Annotated in this window: 19 protein-coding genes; 10 read left to right on the forward strand and 9 right to left on the reverse strand. The window is 58.9% G+C overall.

What is annotated here, in order from left to right; translation table 11 throughout:
* Positions 1–89: 89 nt before the first annotated feature.
* From DFO46_RS21310 to DFO46_RS23995, 4 genes are all read left to right on the forward strand, one after another.
* On the forward strand, positions 90–386 hold the full coding sequence (locus tag DFO46_RS21310; protein ID WP_110793768.1) for a hypothetical protein: 297 nt from the start codon (positions 90–92) through the stop codon (positions 384–386).
* 116 nt (positions 387–502) lie between these two features.
* Positions 503–1,807 (forward strand): nicotinate phosphoribosyltransferase, encoded by a 1,305-nt coding sequence (gene pncB, locus DFO46_RS21315; RefSeq protein WP_120279007.1) that lies wholly within the window; start codon positions 503–505, stop codon positions 1,805–1,807.
* Between the two features lie 93 nt (positions 1,808–1,900).
* Positions 1,901–2,371 carry a carbon monoxide dehydrogenase subunit G gene (locus DFO46_RS21320; RefSeq protein WP_165826417.1) on the forward strand — a complete coding sequence of 157 codons (471 nt, stop codon included), beginning with the start codon at positions 1,901–1,903 and terminating at the stop codon, positions 2,369–2,371.
* A gap of 87 nt (positions 2,372–2,458) precedes the next feature.
* Positions 2,459–2,620, forward strand: a complete 162-nt coding sequence (locus tag DFO46_RS23995) for a hypothetical protein (protein ID WP_183041995.1) — start codon at positions 2,459–2,461, stop codon at positions 2,618–2,620.
* Positions 2,621–2,638: 18 nt separating this feature from the next.
* Here the strand turns inward: DFO46_RS23995 and DFO46_RS21325 are convergent, their stop codons facing one another.
* The 9 genes from DFO46_RS21325 to DFO46_RS21365 form a co-directional block, all read right to left on the reverse strand.
* A complete protein-coding gene (locus DFO46_RS21325) occupies positions 2,639–3,625 on the reverse strand; it encodes a type II secretion system F family protein (RefSeq protein WP_120279008.1) in 987 nt (328 codons plus the stop codon).
* 12 nt (positions 3,626–3,637) lie between these two features.
* Complete coding sequence (locus tag DFO46_RS21330) at positions 3,638–4,642, reverse strand: type II secretion system F family protein (protein WP_110793764.1); 1,005 nt, start codon at positions 4,640–4,642, stop codon at positions 3,638–3,640.
* A 4-nt stretch (positions 4,643–4,646) separates the two neighbouring features.
* Entirely contained in the window at positions 4,647–6,131 is a 1,485-nt protein-coding gene (locus tag DFO46_RS21335) for a CpaF family protein (protein ID WP_110793763.1), read from the reverse strand.
* Between the two features lie 26 nt (positions 6,132–6,157).
* Positions 6,158–7,447, reverse strand: coding sequence for a CpaE family protein (locus DFO46_RS21340; protein ID WP_120279009.1), 1,290 nt, complete (start codon positions 7,445–7,447; stop codon positions 6,158–6,160).
* Between the two features lie 34 nt (positions 7,448–7,481).
* Positions 7,482–8,204: a CpaD family pilus assembly protein gene (locus tag DFO46_RS21345; RefSeq protein ID WP_120279010.1), complete on the reverse strand. Its 723-nt coding sequence runs from the start codon at positions 8,202–8,204 to the stop codon at positions 7,482–7,484.
* Positions 8,205–8,223: 19 nt separating this feature from the next.
* The gene (locus DFO46_RS21350; RefSeq protein WP_110793822.1) at positions 8,224–9,723 is read right to left on the reverse strand and encodes a type II and III secretion system protein family protein; all 1,500 of its coding nucleotides are present in this window, start codon (positions 9,721–9,723) and stop codon (positions 8,224–8,226) included.
* Between the two features lie 71 nt (positions 9,724–9,794).
* The gene (cpaB, locus tag DFO46_RS21355; RefSeq protein WP_110793760.1) at positions 9,795–10,610 is read right to left on the reverse strand and encodes a Flp pilus assembly protein CpaB; all 816 of its coding nucleotides are present in this window, start codon (positions 10,608–10,610) and stop codon (positions 9,795–9,797) included.
* Between the two features lie 113 nt (positions 10,611–10,723).
* Positions 10,724–11,236, reverse strand: a complete 513-nt coding sequence (locus DFO46_RS21360) for a prepilin peptidase (protein WP_120279011.1) — start codon at positions 11,234–11,236, stop codon at positions 10,724–10,726.
* Positions 11,237–11,364: 128 nt separating this feature from the next.
* On the reverse strand, positions 11,365–11,547 hold the full coding sequence (locus tag DFO46_RS21365; protein ID WP_110793758.1) for a Flp family type IVb pilin: 183 nt from the start codon (positions 11,545–11,547) through the stop codon (positions 11,365–11,367).
* Positions 11,548–12,077: 530 nt separating this feature from the next.
* On the opposite strand from DFO46_RS21365, the gene DFO46_RS21375 reads away from it, so the two are divergent.
* The 6 genes from DFO46_RS21375 to upp all read left to right on the forward strand — a co-directional run bounded on the left by DFO46_RS21375 (position 12,078) and on the right by upp (position 16,797).
* On the forward strand, positions 12,078–12,425 hold the full coding sequence (locus DFO46_RS21375) for a pilus assembly protein N-terminal domain-containing protein (RefSeq protein ID WP_120279113.1): 348 nt from the start codon (positions 12,078–12,080) through the stop codon (positions 12,423–12,425).
* A 154-nt stretch (positions 12,426–12,579) separates the two neighbouring features.
* Positions 12,580–13,170 carry a TadE/TadG family type IV pilus assembly protein gene (locus tag DFO46_RS21380; protein WP_245422681.1) on the forward strand — a complete coding sequence of 197 codons (591 nt, stop codon included), beginning with the start codon at positions 12,580–12,582 and terminating at the stop codon, positions 13,168–13,170.
* On the forward strand, positions 13,167–13,784 hold the full coding sequence (locus DFO46_RS21385) for a TadE/TadG family type IV pilus assembly protein (RefSeq protein WP_120279014.1): 618 nt from the start codon (positions 13,167–13,169) through the stop codon (positions 13,782–13,784). Before DFO46_RS21380 ends, DFO46_RS21385 begins: the two co-directional genes overlap by 4 nt.
* Positions 13,785–13,873: 89 nt before the next feature.
* Complete coding sequence (locus tag DFO46_RS21390) at positions 13,874–15,094, forward strand: phosphopentomutase (protein ID WP_120279114.1); 1,221 nt, start codon at positions 13,874–13,876, stop codon at positions 15,092–15,094.
* Positions 15,091–16,059, forward strand: a complete 969-nt coding sequence (locus DFO46_RS21395; protein ID WP_110793754.1) for an adenosine deaminase — start codon at positions 15,091–15,093, stop codon at positions 16,057–16,059. Before DFO46_RS21390 ends, DFO46_RS21395 begins: the two co-directional genes overlap by 4 nt.
* Before the next feature lie 108 nt (positions 16,060–16,167).
* Entirely contained in the window at positions 16,168–16,797 is a 630-nt protein-coding gene (upp, locus tag DFO46_RS21400) for a uracil phosphoribosyltransferase (protein ID WP_062277615.1), read from the forward strand.
* Positions 16,798–16,827: the final 30 nt, after the last annotated feature.

Raw genomic sequence — 16,827 nt, forward strand, 5'->3', positions numbered from 1 at the left:
TGATCCGTCGGAACAATCGTTGCCTCCTTCCGTTTGCTAAAGAACGGGGCGCCTCGACGGCGCCCTGACCATTCAGCAGGGAGTGAGCCATGAGCAGCAGAACCGACCTTCCAGATGCCACGGACCGCCGGACCCGTGGTCTTAAACCCGAGCCCCTGACCCCCACCGAAGCGCGCCAGGGCTTCCGCGGCAAGCCGGTCCTGATCGTGCTTCTCGCAGGCCTCGTCTTGGCTATGCTCGTCTGGATCCCGGCTGAATGGTGGGGCAATTCGATTGCTCCGAACAATCCGGCAAACGAGCCGACGACTGAGACGGCGCCTGCGCCGAATGCTGGCGAGACAGGCTCGCAGAATATGCCGCAGTCAAATCCCACACCCGGCCAGTGATGGGATCCCATGACTGGACAACTCATTCTTGATTGCCGATAACATGCAGCAGAAGCGGTCGCACGTGGCGACCGCTGATCGCGGCCACGTGCCGCTGATCGGTAAGGCAGCGGCCAATGACCAAGACTGACATTGCAACCAGGGTTTACAATCACGCCTGGAAGCTTGATCCAATCATTCGCAGCCTGATCGATACGGACTTTTACAAGCTTCTGATGCTCCAGATGATCTGGAAGCTCTATCCCAACGTGCACGCCACTTTCACGCTCATCAATCGCACGACGTCCGTCCGACTCGCCGATGAAATTGACGAGCAGGAATTGCGAGACCAGCTCGACCATGTGCGGGCGCTGCGTCTGACCAAGAAGGAAATGATCTGGCTTGCCGGCAATACCTTCTACGGCCGGGCGCAGATCTTTGAACCCGAATTCCTGGCCTGGCTCGGCAATCTTCAACTCCCGGAATACGAGCTGACGAAACGTGATGGGCAGTACGAACTGACCTTCCATGGTCCATGGATGGAGACGACACTGTGGGAAATTCCGGCACTCGCCATCATCAATGAACTGCGTTCTCGCGCGGCTATGCGTTCGCTCGGCTACTTTACCCTCGATGTTCTCTATGCGCGCGCCAAGGCCAAGATGTGGTCCAAGGTCGAGCGATTGAAGGAACTCCCAGGCCTGCGAATTTCCGATTTCGGCACCCGCCGGCGTCACAGCTTTCTGTGGCAGCGCTGGTGCGTCGAAGCGCTGAAGGAAGGCATTGGCCCCGCCTTCACGGGTACCAGCAACGTATTGCTCGCTATGGATTCTGATCTCGAAGCGGTTGGTACCAATGCCCATGAACTGCCGATGGTGGTCGCGGCCCTTGCCCGCAATGACGAAGAACTCGCCGCAGCACCGTATCGCGTCCTCAAGGACTGGAACCGCCTCTACGGCGGCAATCTCCTGATCGTTTTGCCCGACGCTTTCGGCACGACCGCATTTCTGCGGGACGCCCCGGAATGGGTGGCAGACTGGACCGGTTTCCGTCCGGATAGCGCTCCTCCAATTGAAGGTGGCGAAAAGATCATCGAGTGGTGGCAGAAGATGGGCCGCGATCCCCGCAAGAAATTGCTGATCTTCTCGGACGGACTCGACGTTGACGCGATCGTTGACACCTACCGCCACTTTGCGGGCCGCGTGCGCATGAGTTTCGGCTGGGGTACCAACCTCACCAATGACTTTGCTGGGTGCGCACCCGTCGAGATCGATGGCCTGAAGCCGATCTCGATCGTCTGCAAGGTCTCGGAAGCTAATGGCCGGCCGGCGGTGAAGCTGTCTGATAATCCGCGAAAGGCAACCGGCGAACCAGCGGAAGTCGAGCGCTATCTGCGTTTCTTCGGATCGCAGGACCGCATCGAACAGGCTGTTCTGGTCTAGGCGCCCTCCATCCTCCTTTAGGGCGCTTGCATCTATGGCCTGCGCCATGCTCTCTTGGGGACGGCGGGAGGGAGCCCGTCTGGCAAGGGAGGATTGACCATGGACATGCAAGGCTCAGAGCGGATCGAAGCGCCCGTCGACGCCGTATGGAAGGCGCTGAACGATCCCGACGTCCTGCGACAGGCAATTCCAGGCTGCGAGAGCCTTGAGAAGACCTCGGATACGACGATGGTGGCCAAGGTGGTCCTGAAGATCGGGCCGATCAAGGCGAAGTTCGAAGGGGCGGTGGAGCTGCAGAACCTCAATCCGCCGCAGTCCTATACCATTTCGGGGGAAGGTAAGGGCGGTCTTGCCGGTTTTGCCAAGGGAGGTGCCGATGTCTCGCTCGAAAGCGACGGCCCCTCCGCCACTGTCCTGACCTACGTCGTGAAAGCCGAGGTTGGCGGCAAGATTGCGCAACTCGGCAGCCGTCTGATTGAGTCCACGTCGAAGAAGCTGGCGGCGGAGTTCTTCTCCAATTTCAGCGCTGCAGTCGGCGCAGAGAATTCACAAGCCTCGGCATAATGCGTGCTGCAGGCATCGCGTGACAGTTTTGCGCAAGCATGTCACCTCACTCTGGTTCCAGCCGAAATGATTCGGCCAGAAGGGGACATGATGATGAACGAGGGACCGGATCAATATTTTGATCAGCAGGACATGGCCGTGAAGCTGATGCTCATCGAGAACAAGTCCGACGAACTGACCGACATTCTGGTGGAAGCACTTCAGGATGCGCTCAAGCTGCTGGACGAGGAATTCTCCACCGTCCACTGATCTTTGTCGACCGGTTTATCAGAACCGGTCGGACACCTGGATGCCGGCTGGGCCGAGGATGACGGCTACGAGCACGGGCAGGAAGAACAGGATCATTGGCACAGTCAGCTTCGGCGGCAGTGCGGCGGCCTTTTTCTCAGCCTCGTTCATGCGCTCGTCGCGGCCTTCCTGGGCGAGTACACGCAGAGCCTGCGCGACCGGCGTGCCGTAACGGTCTGCCTGGATCAGGGCCTGCACGACATTCTTCACGCTGTCCAGCTGTGTTCGCGTACCGAGATTTTCCAGAGCCTGTCGGCGATCCGGCAGGAATGACAACTCGGCGGTCGTCAGCACCATTTCTTCAGCCAGTTCCGGCGATTGATCGCCGATTTCTTCCGACACACGGCGCATGGCCGCCTCGAGAGAAATCCCCGATTCGACGCAGATGAGCATCAGGTCCAGTGCGTCCGGCCAGGCCCGGCGTATCGAGTGCTGGCGTTTCGAGATCCGGTTCGACACGTAGATATTCGGTAGGTAGAAGCCGACATAGCCACCGACAATGGTGGCGAAGAGCCGGATCGGCAAACCCTTGTCCGCAAGATTTCCGAGCACGAAGATCCAGAATGCCGTGAGGAGCAGCGTTGCGAAGGGCAATAGGAACCGGGCAACGAGAAAGATGTTCAAGGCATTCTGTGAGCGCAGGCCGGCGGCTTTCAGCTTGTCGACTGTCTTGTCGTCGACCAGTGCCTTTCGCAGGTTGAAGCGCTCTACGATCTGGCGAACGGACTGGTTGTTGTTGGCTCGAAGGCTCGTTCGGCTCTGAGCGGCCTCGGAGTTCATTTTGGCGCGCTCGCGTGCCCGGATCAGATCGCGTTCGGTTGATACGGCGCGCATGCGCTTGTTCAGGTCGCCCTTCTCGAAATAGGGCATGACCAGCGTGTAGAAGGTGCCGAATACGGCGAGCGCCACCAGCAGCGCCACGATCAGCGCGGGATTGACGAATTGGGCAGCCCAGTCTTCGGTCATACCGTTCCGTCCCTAAATGTCGAAGTTGATCATGTTGCGCATCACCACGAGGCCGATGCTCATCCAGACTGCCGAGCAGCCGAGGATCAGATGTCCCCGGGTGTCGGTGAAGAGGATCATGATGTATTGTGGTGATGTGAGATAAACCAGAAAGGCGACGATGAAGGGCAATGCGCCGATGATCGCCGCAGAGGCCTTTGCCTCCATGGACAGCGCCTGCACCTTGGCCTTCATCTTCTTGCGATCACGCAACACGCGAGACAGATTCGACAGGGCCTCCGACAGGTTGCCGCCGGCTTGTCCTTGGATCGCGATGACGATCGCAAAGAAGCTGATTTCGGACAAAGGCATGGTCATGTGCATGCGAGCGATCGAATCGGGCACGCTCAAACCGAGCTGCTGAGATTCGACGACGCGCCGGAACTCGGTCTTGACCGGTTCCTGTCCATCCGAAGCAATCATGCGAATTGCATCATTGAGGGGAAGACCCGATCGGATGGATCGGACCATCACGTCGAGCGAGTTTGGAAACTCCTCCAGAAATTGCTTCTGGCGACGTTTGACCAGGAAATTGATGATCCATCTGGGCAGGCCCAGCGCCGACACGAAGGTCAGTCCGAGCATGACGAGAGGTGGCATGCCCGCAATCAGGGTCATCAAAAGCACCACGACGCCGAGCGCTGCACTGAACATGTAGAACTGGACCGGAGTGATCGACAGTCCAGTCTGGGCAATCCGCGATTTCAGGCTCGTCTCGTTTGCCTTCTTCGATTTCTCCTGCTGCTTCTTTTCGAGCTCCTTGAGCGAATCCTGGACCGACTTGCGGCGCTTCGAGATTTCCTGGACCCGGTCTCTGGCGGCCTTGATCTGACCCATGTCGGTCTCGGCTGACTTGACCCGATTGATCCGGTTTGCCGTCTTCTTTTCGGTCTCCATGCGGTTGTAGAGGAGACCATAGGCGACCGCTGCCGTGGAAACCGCGACCAGCAGAACGATGCCGAGTATGGTCGCGTTCATTGGCTCAGATTCCCTTCGACTTCTGTTCCATGGTGTCAAGAGCGGCAGCCAGACGACGATCCTCGTTGTAATAACGGGCGCGGTCCCAGAAATGTGGCTTGCCGATACCGGTCGACATGTGGCGGCCGATAATCTTGCCGTTGGCGTCTTCGCCGTCCATTTCGTAACGCATCAGATCCTGCGTGATGATCACGTCGCCTTCCATTCCGATCACCTCGGTGATGTGGGTGATGCGGCGTGAACCATCGCGCAGGCGGGCGGCCTGGATGATGACGTCGATCGAGCCGGAGATGATTTCACGCACGGTCTTGGCCGGAAGCGAGAAGCCGCCCATGGCGATCATGGATTCCATACGGCTCAGGCATTCGCGTGGCGTATTGGCGTGGATCGTGCCCATGGATCCGTCGTGACCGGTGTTCATCGCCTGGAGAAGGTCGAAAACCTCCGGTCCACGCACTTCACCAACGATGATGCGTTCGGGTCGCATACGCAGGCAGTTCTTGACGAGATCGCGCATCGTGATCTCGCCTTCACCTTCGATGTTCGGCGGGCGTGTTTCCAGACGCACCACATGCGGCTGCTGCAGCTGCAGTTCGGCCGTATCTTCGCAGGTGATGATGCGCTCGTCTGAATCGATGAATCCTGTCAGGCAGTTGAGGAGCGTCGTCTTACCCGAACCGGTACCGCCGGAGATGACGACGTTGCAGCGGACGCGGCCGATGATCTGCAGGACTTCCGCGCCCTCTGGCGTAATCGCACCGAACTTGACGAGCTGCGCGAGGTTCAGCTTGTCCTTCTTGAACTTGCGGATGGTGAGCGCTGGCCCGTCGATCGCCAGCGGCGGTGCGATGACGTTGACACGCGAGCCGTCGGGCAGACGAGCGTCGCAGATCGGGCTGGATTCGTCGACGCGGCGGCCGACCTGGCTGACGATACGCTGGCAGATCGACAGAAGCTGGGAATTGTCGCGAAACCGGATTTCCGACTCGATCGTCTTGCCGCCGACTTCGATGAAGGTCTGGCCGGCACCGTTGACCATGATGTCGGCGATGTCGTCGCGCGCCAGCAACGGCTCGAGCGGGCCATAGCCGAGAACGTCGTTGCAGATATCATCGAGCAGCTCTTCCTGCTCGGAGATCGACATCGCGAAGTTCTTGATCGTGATGATGTCGTTGACGATGTCGCGAATTTCTTCGCGCGCACTTTCGCCGTCGAGCTTTGCCAGCTGCGACAGGTCGATGGTATCGATGAGCGCGGAGAAGACCTTGCTCTTCGTGTCGTAATAATCGTCAGTCCGGGGCGCCTTCTTGCGGGCAGCACCCGGCATCGACGGGGGTGTCACCTGCAAACGGGTGCTGGCCTCGGGGCTACCGGGTTCGATCAGGCTCGTGTTTGAGCGTGCCGCAGGCGCGGCAGCCGCAGGCGCCGGTATCGTACCGGTAACCGAGCCTCCCTTGCCGAAACCGTCGTTTCCGCGTTTGCCAAACATGAGCGCTACCTATTCCTGTCCGAGGTCTATTTCTTCCGCAGCTTTTCAAGCAGCGATCCGAGGCCGGGCCGCTTTGGCTTCTTGATCGCAGCTCGTCCCGTGACGAGATGTGCAAGCTGGCTGAATGTCTCCGCAGTTGGCGATTTGGAATCCATTTCCGGGATCATGCGGCCGCTGTTTGCGGCACCGCCGAACAGCTGTGCATCAAAGGGGATGATGGCCACCGGTTGGAGCTCAAGCGGTTCGAAGAAGTCCTGCGGAGAGATCTCTGGACGCTTGGGCATTCCGACTTGGTTCAGCACCAGATGCGGCGGCTTGTCGTTCGGGCGAAGCTTTTTCAGCGCATCCAGCATGTTCTTCATGTTGCGAAGATTGGCGAGGTCAGGCGCGCAGGTGATCACCACTTCATCGACATCCGCAAGCACGGCCCGGGTCCAGTCGGCCCAGGTATGCGGGAGGTCGAGAACGCTGATCGGCGCGCTGCGCTGAAGGAGGTCGAGGATCGGCTGGAAGGCGCCGCGCTCGTAGTCGTAGCCTCGGTCCAGCAGCGATGGTGCCGCCAGGAGCGAAAGGTTTTGTCCGCAATTGGTCAGCAGGCGGTCGAGGAAGACTTCGTCCAGCCGCTCTGGCGAAAACACGGCTTCCGCCATGCCCTGGGCCGGATCCTGATCGAAGTCGATATTCGCCGTGCCAAAGGGGAGGTCGAGGTCTGCCAGAACGGTTTCCGTTGAGAACAGGGAGGCAATGTCGAATGCGCAGTTGTGAGCGATCGTCGAAGAGCCGACGCCGCCTTTGGCTCCGATGAACGCGATGGTGCGGCCAAGCGGTTCTGCTTCTGGATCGACGAAGATCGAGGAAATGGCGCCCATGATATCCGCCATGGAGAACGGGGAGACGATATATTCCGAGATGCCGCTCCGGATGAGTTCGCGGTAGAGCGAGATATCGTTATGCCGGCCGATCACAATGACGCGGGAACTCGGGTCGCAGACTTCGGCAAGCGGTGCCAGTTCGGCCATCAATTCGCGCGGGCCTGCCTCGGTTTCGAGAATGATCAGGTTCGGCGTCGGCGTTGAGGCGAACATGACCGCTGCTGCGGCGATGTTGCCGCGGGTGACCCGCAGGCTCACGCGTGCCATGCGGCGGTCGCCCGCGCATTGCTGCATCACCTCATGCACGCCCTCCGTGATGCAGAACGCGTGAACGGATATGCGGGGCAGGGGACGAAGGGCCTCGACATCGCCCGCGATAGATCGCTCGGCAGTGGCGTGGCCTCCGCTGGCGGTATCCTCGAATTCGTAGTCGATCGCGTTCATTCTGCTTTCCTGTCCTTCAGGGACGCGTTGCCGCTCACTTGGTCGACGTGTCGCTACCTTGACGATAGAGACCGATTACCGTGGACCGGCGAGTCGCATCGATCGGGGCCATGGCGCGAGGTGACATCAGATCCATCGGATTGGCGATTTGCGCTGCGAGATTGCTTTGCGTGGCGCAGCCGAAGTTGTGATAATTCTTGTTGGCCATGGTGTTGTTGGTCAGGTCTTCCGGCCATTCGCCGCAGGGATTTGTCATCGCGGTCATCGCCACGTAGCTCAGGCGAATGGGTGCCACGTCACCGCCGGCCTGCGCCTGGTAGCTTGTCTCGATGATTTTGCTCGATGCAACGCCACGCGTGGTCAACACGTCGCGGATCTGCTTACGAAGCACCGACGCTGCACCCGCGTTGGGAGAGCCTTGCGGCAGCATGATCTGGATCGTGCCAGAGGACGTTGACAGATACTCGTTGGCGAAGCCGCCGATCGAATCGCGAAGGCCGTTGGTCAGCTTTCGGTCGCCGCTGGCAACCGGCACGTCGAGCGAATGCTCGACTTCGCTGAGCATGATGGGGTGACGGGTCCGATAATCGTCTGGAATGGCGGATGTCGACATCCCGTCCTTGTTGAGGTTGCCGCATCCGGCAAGCACGAAAGACGTGCCGAGGATCACGGCTGCCAGAGCGAGACGCGGCAGGGTGCTGGTGAAGGCGGCCATGGTTTCCTGGCTTTCCGTGGACTTGAGCGTCGGAGTCTTCATGTGTCTCGTTGAACCTCGCTCACTTGTAGATGAAGCCGACCGCGCCATGATACTGGCCGGCAGGAGCATTGCTTTCACGGCGGCCGTAGACCTTGTTCACCTTGTTCAGGAAGAAGGTTGCGCCATCCCCTTCGGGGTTGAAGTTGTCGTCGGGTCGCGACAGGGCGCTGCGGGCAACCGGGCGCACCAGATAGGGTGTGGCAATGATGACGAGTTCGGTCTCGTTGCGCTGGAAATCCTTGCTGCGGAAGAGTGCGCCAAGGATCGGCACCTTCGAGATACCTGGCAAGCCGCTCATCGCCTGTCGAATATTGTCTTGTACCAGGCCCGCAATCACGATGGAGCCGCCGGAGGGCAATTCCACGGTGGTCGAAGCCTCGCGCTTGCGGATCGACATATAGGTGGAGCCGGGAATGCTCGGAGCCGTGTTCCCGGTCACCACATTCCCTTCCCAGGTCGGTTCTGAAACATTGGTCTCGATCTTGAGGCTGATGCGGCCGGGAGCGAGAACCACGGGACGGAAGTTGAGTGCAATCCCGTAATCGACAGTGTCGGTCGTGCGGCTCAACGTCGCCTGGCCCTTGTCGTCGACATTGATTTCCTGAGCTGCCGCCAGACGATATTCGCCGCCAACATAGAATTTCGCCGGTTCGCCGGAGATCGCGGTCAGACTGGGCTCGGCAAGGGTGCGCATGACACCAGCCTGTTCCATTGCGTTCACATAGGCACTGATGCCGACATTGCCGATCGTGCTCGATATCTTGGCGGTGCCCGTCGGGTCGATCGCGTTGCCGAGGTTCGACGGATTGGCATAGCTGATGCCATTTGCTCCATCCGAAATGCTGCCGGAGAATCCGAGCTGCTTCAGCACCTGGCGGCTGACTTCGGCGACCGTGACCTTCAGGGTTACCTGATCCTCACCCTCGATTTGCAGCAGGTTGACGATCTGTGACTGCTGGCGCTCTTCTGCATAGATGGCGACGTCGCCACCTTCCTGGCTGCTGGAAGCAGTCGTGTTGCGCGTCGTTGCTTCACCGCCTTGAAGGAAGGCCTTGGCGAGGCTCTGTGCCCGAGCTGCGTCCTGCGGCGTGCGAACACTGCCGGTCAACACGATGTTGTCGGATACGATCTCGACCTTGATGTCGGATTCTGGAATGAAGCGGCGCAGATTGGCCTCAAGGCCCGCAATATCACGTTCGATTTCGATATCGAGGCTGACGATTTCCTGGCCGTTGTCGCCGAAGATGAAGATATTGGTCTGTCCGACGGTCTTGCCGAACAGATAGATGCGCCGCGACGAACGGGTGACTGCGTCCGCCATGCTGGGATCCGCCACCAGGATATCATGTGCGTCGGCCGGCAGATCAACCACGAGAGCCTTGTTCAGACCGAGCTTGACGGTGCGGCGTGTACCAGGGCCGGCATCGGTGATCCGCAGAACGCTTTGCTGAGCCGCATTGACGGTGCCTATGCCTAGGATCTGGGAGCCGAGAGGCGATGGAATGCCGGAAACGGTCATGGCCAGGGCCAATCCCCCGGTCAAGGAAACACGAAGTTTGTTGGTCGAGATTTTCACGATGTGTCCCCCACTCACTTCATGGAATCGGCGGCAGGGGCGGACGATTTCACCACCTCGCCGGACTTGATGACCTGAATCGTCGGTTGGCCGTCACCGCCACTCAGCAGATAGTCGGCAGCGCTCGTATCTTCTTCCTGCGCGTCGGCGACCGAGCGCAGGGCGAGCGACAGACGATCGGCCATCTGCTGTGCAACCGCCATCACCTTTGTCTGGTCCGGGGTCAGTTCGAGCGTTGCGGTCGTGCCGATAACCGACTTGGAGCCATCGGGCGCTTCTTCGATCTGCTGGTCGACGGCGAGCACGCGGACGTTCGACAGGACGGTTTCGGTCAGGAAGTTGTTCTCGTCACCCTTGCGAACCATGATCACATCCACCCGGTCATTGGGCAGGATGAAGCCGCCGGCGCCCGTGGCAACCGAAATCTCGGTCGAAACGGCCCGTTTGCCGGAAGGCAGAAGAGCAGAGAGGATTCGCGATGATGAATCGGCGATTTTTTCCCGCCGCAACGGCTCGCCCTCGAACAAGGGGAGGCGCACCACGGCGCCTTGCAGTTCGGTCATCGCATCGGCGCGGGTCGACGAGGTGATGAAACCATCAACGACGCTATCGGCGGGCCAAGGCATCCAACGCATGGCGCTTTCGTCGAGACGGGCGCCGACGGGGAGATTTTTCGCAGAGACGAGAACATCAACGGTGGGCTGTTTCTCCACCGCAGCATTGTCCTGAACGATCACGGTTTGGTTGCCGCTCAGCCGCATGGCGAGGAGACCGGCCATACCGGCGGCCACGACGGCGACAGCGAGTATGATGAGACGGGCGGGTTTCATGATCGATCCTCGGGCGACGCAATAGGTTCTGGGCCAGAGAATGATCAGGAATTGGTGTACTTATGGTTAATGAGCTGCTTACTTTTGTGGTTAACGGAGAGTTTCTGCTGGCGTCAGCGGATACTCGCGATCGCTGCAACCATTAACGGGGAATCGGGGTAGGCCATCAGCCCGGCGGCTCCAATGGCGATTCCGTAGGGAACCTTCTTCTCGTGCATGAGTGTCTGAGGCAACCTAACACCCAGTGTAGCTAACTTATCCCAATTCGAACGCATCAGTACGATTGCTAACGTCACGAGACCACCGAGATAGCCAGTGAATGCTAAGAATTCGAACAAGGATATGTTGAACCCAAACCAGAGCGAAGCAGCGGTCAATAGCTTTGCATCCCCTCCGCCCATGACATTCAATGCGAACAATGCGAAGCAAACACAGAACACAACAACAGATGCGAGCAAGTGCAAGCCGAACTCGGTTAATGTCAGTCCGCAGAACGGCGCAACAAGCAAAAACGACCCGAGCAGCGCGGCCGACACGCGGTTGGGTATCGTCATCTCCAAGAAGTCAGTCAGCGCCGCAATAGCCAAGCAGAGGGGCGGGACGACGAAGATAATTGCAGTAATCAACCTGAAATCTCCTGTGTCCAAACAAACTATCCCGCAAGCCTTGCGAAATCGGAAACACGCCTGTCTCTTCGTACTGTGGAACACGAAAGCCGCCCGGAGGCGGCTTTCTTAGGCAGGTGAAAGAACGATTAGTTCTTGGAATTTGCGGTGGTCATCTTGGTCGACAGCGACTGGAACTGCGTGTTCAGAGCGTTGCCGAGGGTCGTCGCGCCGGTGATCAGGGCGACAGAAATCAGGGCGGCGATGAGGCCGTATTCGATGGCAGTTGCGCCGGACTCGTCCTTGACGAAACGTGCGAAAAGCTTGGTCATGTTATTCTCCTACTCCGCGAGGTTGATCAGCACTGCCGGCAACTGTTTCCGTTGCTCGGATGCCCTCAACCTAAATCGACCCCCTTGCCATCGACTTAAGAAAGACGGTTACCATCTCATGAACGAGGCTTTGCAAGAAGTTTGGTAAACAAAGGTCTCGCGCTTTCAGTTGAATGCGTTCGATGACGGCTCGTTGGGGCGCGAATAGGGGCATCTGCGTGATCGCGATCAAGTTTTCCGCCTCGGTTCCGGGTATCTGGATGTCGGATTGGGTGGTTAAGTGCCAGCTCGAGAGGCCGCGAACACGGTCATCTGTATCAAATTGGAGCGCACGTTCTGGGCCCCGCCGAAGTGTCGCAAGAATTGCAGACCAAATAAGAGAGCTGGGGCAGGTTTTGCGGCTTAACGCTTCATTCACCAAGGCGTTCCATACTCCGCGCTCAAGCCCTCTCACGCGCGGAACATAACGCATGTCCAAGTTCGACCGTCGTTTCACTGCCCTTGCTGCCTTGCTGGCCCTGCTCGTGGCAATGGTCGTGTCCGCGCCGGCTGCTGCGGCCGATGATATTCTTCGTGTCTATATGAACAGTGCGCGAATCCTGAAGCTTGACCGCCCTGTTAGCAAGGTGATTGTCGGCAACTCCGAAGTCGCGGATGCGACGGTGGCAGATTCGAAGACGATAGTGCTGACCGGCCGCGCTTATGGCACGACGAACCTCGTTCTGCTTGATGCGGATGGCAACGCGATCGTCGATGAACGGATCCTGGTCTCGATCGATGAGTCCAATACAGTGCGAGTCTATAAGGCCACAGACCGCACGGTGCTGTCTTGCACGCCAAATTGCGAGCAGCATGCCCAGACAGGTTCGCCGCAATAGTCGGAAATGAATTTGCGTTTCTGCAATTGGATCAAGTGTAAAGAGTTCGGAAACGGAAAATCAATACTTGCCGCTTAGCTTCTGACCAACGTCTGGAACGGGTAGGGCTATGAGCGGCCAAGAAAAAGATCAGCGCGGTGCGAGATCACCCAGGATGCGGATGGGCCGCCTTTGGAAGCGTCTGGCGCGTTCGCGCGATGGAGCCGCTGCAATCGAGTTCGCCATTCTCTCGGTCCCGTACTTCCTCATCATCTTCGCAATCATTGAGACCTTTCTTGCATTTTCGGCTGAGCAGTTGGTGACGAATGCGGTCAACAAGCTCGGGCGGGACATCCGTACGGGACATATTACCTATGGTCTGAACCGTTCGACGGACAAGACCAAGGAAGAGTTCAGGCAGTTGTTCTGTGACGAGATCAGTATTCTCATCACCTGTTCTGCAACGGAAGTTGCGACGGCCGCAAAGCTCTATATCGACGCCCGAACATTCTCGAGCTTTGCAGCGATCCCCAAGACGATCCCGCGCATGAGCAATGCGGACTATTCCGATATCAATCCTGCGAGTTTTGCCTTCACGCCCGGCGGTCCGGACTCGATCAACATGCTGCGCGCCTATTACCGCTGGCAAGTCATCACCGATCTTATTCGTCCGTACATCACCACCATACGGCCGGCAGACGGTTCAATGCCAAGCGACTTCCTGATCGTGGCGACGACCGCTTTCAAGAACGAGAAATATCCATGAACAGGACCATTCTCGAAAATGCTTCTCCCGCATCGTCACGTGGCGTCCCTCGCTACCGAGGGATCATCCTTCGCCTGCGTGCTATTTTAGCGGACAAGCAGGGTGTGGGTGGTGTCGAATTTGCTCTCGTTGCCCCGATGCTTCTGGTTCTCTATCTGATGTCGTTCGAGCTCACGATGGGCTTCAGTGCCGCCAAGAAGGCGTCAATGGCCAGCAGTGCGGTCGCGGACATCGTCGCGCGCGAAGAAAAGGTGACCAAAGCCTATCTGGTTACGATGTCCGACGTGGCAAAGGCGATTTTCGTGCCTTATCCACCAACGGATCTCCTCATTAAGGTCACGGCGATCAAGATAGACGGTACGAAGACAGCCAAGGTCGCCTGGTCATGGTCGTCTACCGGTGTCGCCCCTTATGCCGTTGGTACCTCCGCTCCCGTCCCGGCAAATCTCCTGATTGCGGATACCTTCTTGATCCGCAGCGAGCTCAGCGTTTCCCACGAAATGATGACCTATCTTCCGGGTATGGTCAGTGGCGGCACAAAAAGCCTCACTCTGTACCGCGAATTCTACTATCGCCAGCGACTGGGCGCGCAAATTACCTGCAGCGACTGCTGACCTCGCCCATTTGCCAAGCCTGAGCCCAGCCGCTAATGATGCAGGCTGACGCCGGGCATCGCATCATCTGGACCGGCCTTGGGTTTGGCATGGCACGCGCATTTCTATTCGTTCTCGATTCCTTCGGCATTGGCGGTGCACCGGACGCACCCGGATATGGCGACGATGGTTCCGATACCTTGGGGCATATAGCCGAATTCTGTGCGGCAGGAGCCGGTGATCGAAAGGGTCTGCGTCAGGGACCTCTCGTTCTGCCCAACATGTCGGCGCTCGGCCTCCTGACGGCCGCCAAACTGGCCACGGGCCGCCTGCCGGCGGGCATGCCTATCCCCGATCGCGTCTTTGGCCTGCACGGCGCCGCAAGCGAGGTGTCTCACGGCAAGGACACTCCCTCCGGTCATTGGGAAATCGCCGGCACCCCAGTCATGTTCGATTGGGGTTATTTTCCTGCGGGGGAGGAAGCATTTCCGGCCACTCTCGTCGAAGCGATCTGTCGTGAGGCAAACCTGCCGGGCATTCTCGGCAACTGCCATGCCTCCGGCACCGAAGTCATCGCCCGTTTCGGTGAGGAGCATATCCGCACCGGAAAGCCCATCTGCTATACCTCCTCGGATTCCGTCTTCCAGATCGCCGCCCACGAGACCCATTTCGGGCTTGAGCGCCTCTTGTCGCTGTGTCAGATCGTGCGCAAGTTGCTCGACCCGCTGAATATTGGCCGCGTTATCGCGCGTCCTTTCATCGGCGAAACCGTCCATAGCTTCGAGCGCACCGGCAACCGGCGTGACTATTCCGTGCTGCCACCAGAACCCACCCTGCTCGATCGACTGATCGACCAAGGACGGAAAGTGCATGCAGTGGGTAAGATCGCTGACATCTTTGCCCATCAGGGTGTCACTCGCATGATCAAGGCAAACGGCAACGCTGCGCTGATGGATGCGACATTGAAAACCATCGACGAAGCCGCAGACGGAGATCTCGTCTTCACCAATTTTGTCGATTTCGACATGCTTTATGGTCACCGCCGCGACGTGCCTGGTTATGCCGCAGCGCTCGAAGCCTTCGATCGCCGTCTACCCGAGGTGCATCGCAAGCTGAAGCCCGGCGATATGGTGCTAATGACAGCCGACCATGGCTGCGATCCAACCTGGCGCGGCACCGACCATACGCGCGAACGGGTCCCGATCATGTGTTTCGGCCCAGGCATACGTTCGCGCAACATCGGGCTTCGCTCCACGTATGCCGATATCGGCGAAACCATTGCGGCACATCTGGGTATCACCCCTGGCCGCCACGGACGGAGTTTCCTGTGACAACAAAGCTGAAAAAGGCAGAGCTGCACTGCCATCTTGAGGGTGCAGCGCCTCCGGTACTCACCCTTGATCAGGCGCACAAATATGGCGTCGATCCTGCCACCTTCATGGATGGTGACCGCTACGCTTGGACGGATTTCGCCGAATTCATCAAGGCCTACGACAAGGTTGCGAGCCTCTTCCGTACGGAGGAGGACTATGCACTGCTGGCTGAGACATATCTGCGCGAACTGGCGTCTGTCGGCACCATCTACAGCGAGTTGATCGTCTCGCCCGATCACGGGGATCGCATCGGCCTCGGTGCCGATAATTATCTCGCCGGCGTCACGGCAGGCATCAAGGCGGCCAAGGTCGCCACAGGCATTGAAGCCCGTATTATTGTGACGGGAGAGCGCCATTTCGGTCCGGAAAGCGTCATCGCCGCCGCGCAATATGCCGCCCGCAGTTCCAATCCCCTGATCACCGGCTTCAATATGGCCGGTGAAGAGCGTATGGGCCGCGTTGCGGACTATGCCCGTGCGTTCGATATCGCCCGCGAAGCGGGTCTCGGGCTCACCATCCATGCCGGAGAAGTCTGCGGCGCCTTCAGTGTCGCCGATGCGCTTGATCTCGTGAAGCCGGCTCGAATTGGCCACGGCGTGCGCGCCATCGAGGATGCGGAACTCGTCCGCCGCCTCGCCGATCTCGGCACGGTCCTCGAAGTCTGCCCCGGATCGAACATCGCGCTTTCGGTCTATCCGGATTTCCAGAGCCACCCCTTGCGCAAGCTCCGCGATGCCGGCGTGCGCGTCTGCATCAGCTCCGACGACCCGCCCTTCTTCCGCACGTCGCTGGCCCGTGAATACGAGCTTGCCGCAACCGAATTCGGGTTCTCCGATGCCGAGATCGACGCCATGACGCGCACGGCTATCGAAGCCGCCTTCGTCGACGAGGAAACACGGGCAGCTCTTTTGGCAAAACTCTGACGCCGCCCTGTTGAAGATTAGGCAAATTCTGCGCCCGCTCTTGCAGCCCTGCCAGAGAACGTGAAAATAGACCCATCCGAAAACAAAGAAGAAAAGAAGGCTCGATCCATGGACGGCGTAACAGTCATCAACCACCCCCTCGTCCAGCACAAGCTGACGATCATGCGCCGTAAGGAAACCTCGACCTCCAGCTTTCGCCGGCTGCTGCGCGAGATCTCGACCCTGCTCTGCTACGAGGTCACCCGCGATCTCGAACTGACCATGGAGACGATCGAGACACCGCTGACCGAAATGCAGTCGCCGATCCTCGAGGGCAAGAAGCTGGTCTTTGCCTCGATCCTGCGCGCCGGAAATGGTCTCCTGGAAGGCATGCTGGAACTCGTGCCGGCCGCCCGCGTCGCCCATGTCGGCGTCTACCGGGATCACGAAACGCTGCAGGCTGTCGAATACTACTTCAAGGCGCCGGAGGCTCTGTCGGAGCGTCTGATCATCGTCGTCGATCCGATGCTTGCCACCGGCAATTCCTCGATCGCCGCCATCGACAAACTCAAGGAACGCGGCGCCAAGAACATCCGCTTCCTCTGCCTGCTGGCCGCACCGGAAGGCATCAAGAACTTCCACGCCGTCCATCCCGACGTGCCGATTTTCACCGCTTCGATCGACAGCCACCTCAACGAGAAGGGCTATATCATGCCGGGCTTGGGCGACGCCGGCGACCGCATGTACGGAACGAAGTGACTTTTTAACCAGATTGCAAACTATGACGGC

It is taken from the genome of Rhizobium sp. AG855 (assembly GCF_003610655.1).
Taxonomy (GTDB): Bacteria; Pseudomonadota; Alphaproteobacteria; order Rhizobiales; family Rhizobiaceae; genus Allorhizobium; species Allorhizobium wuzhouense.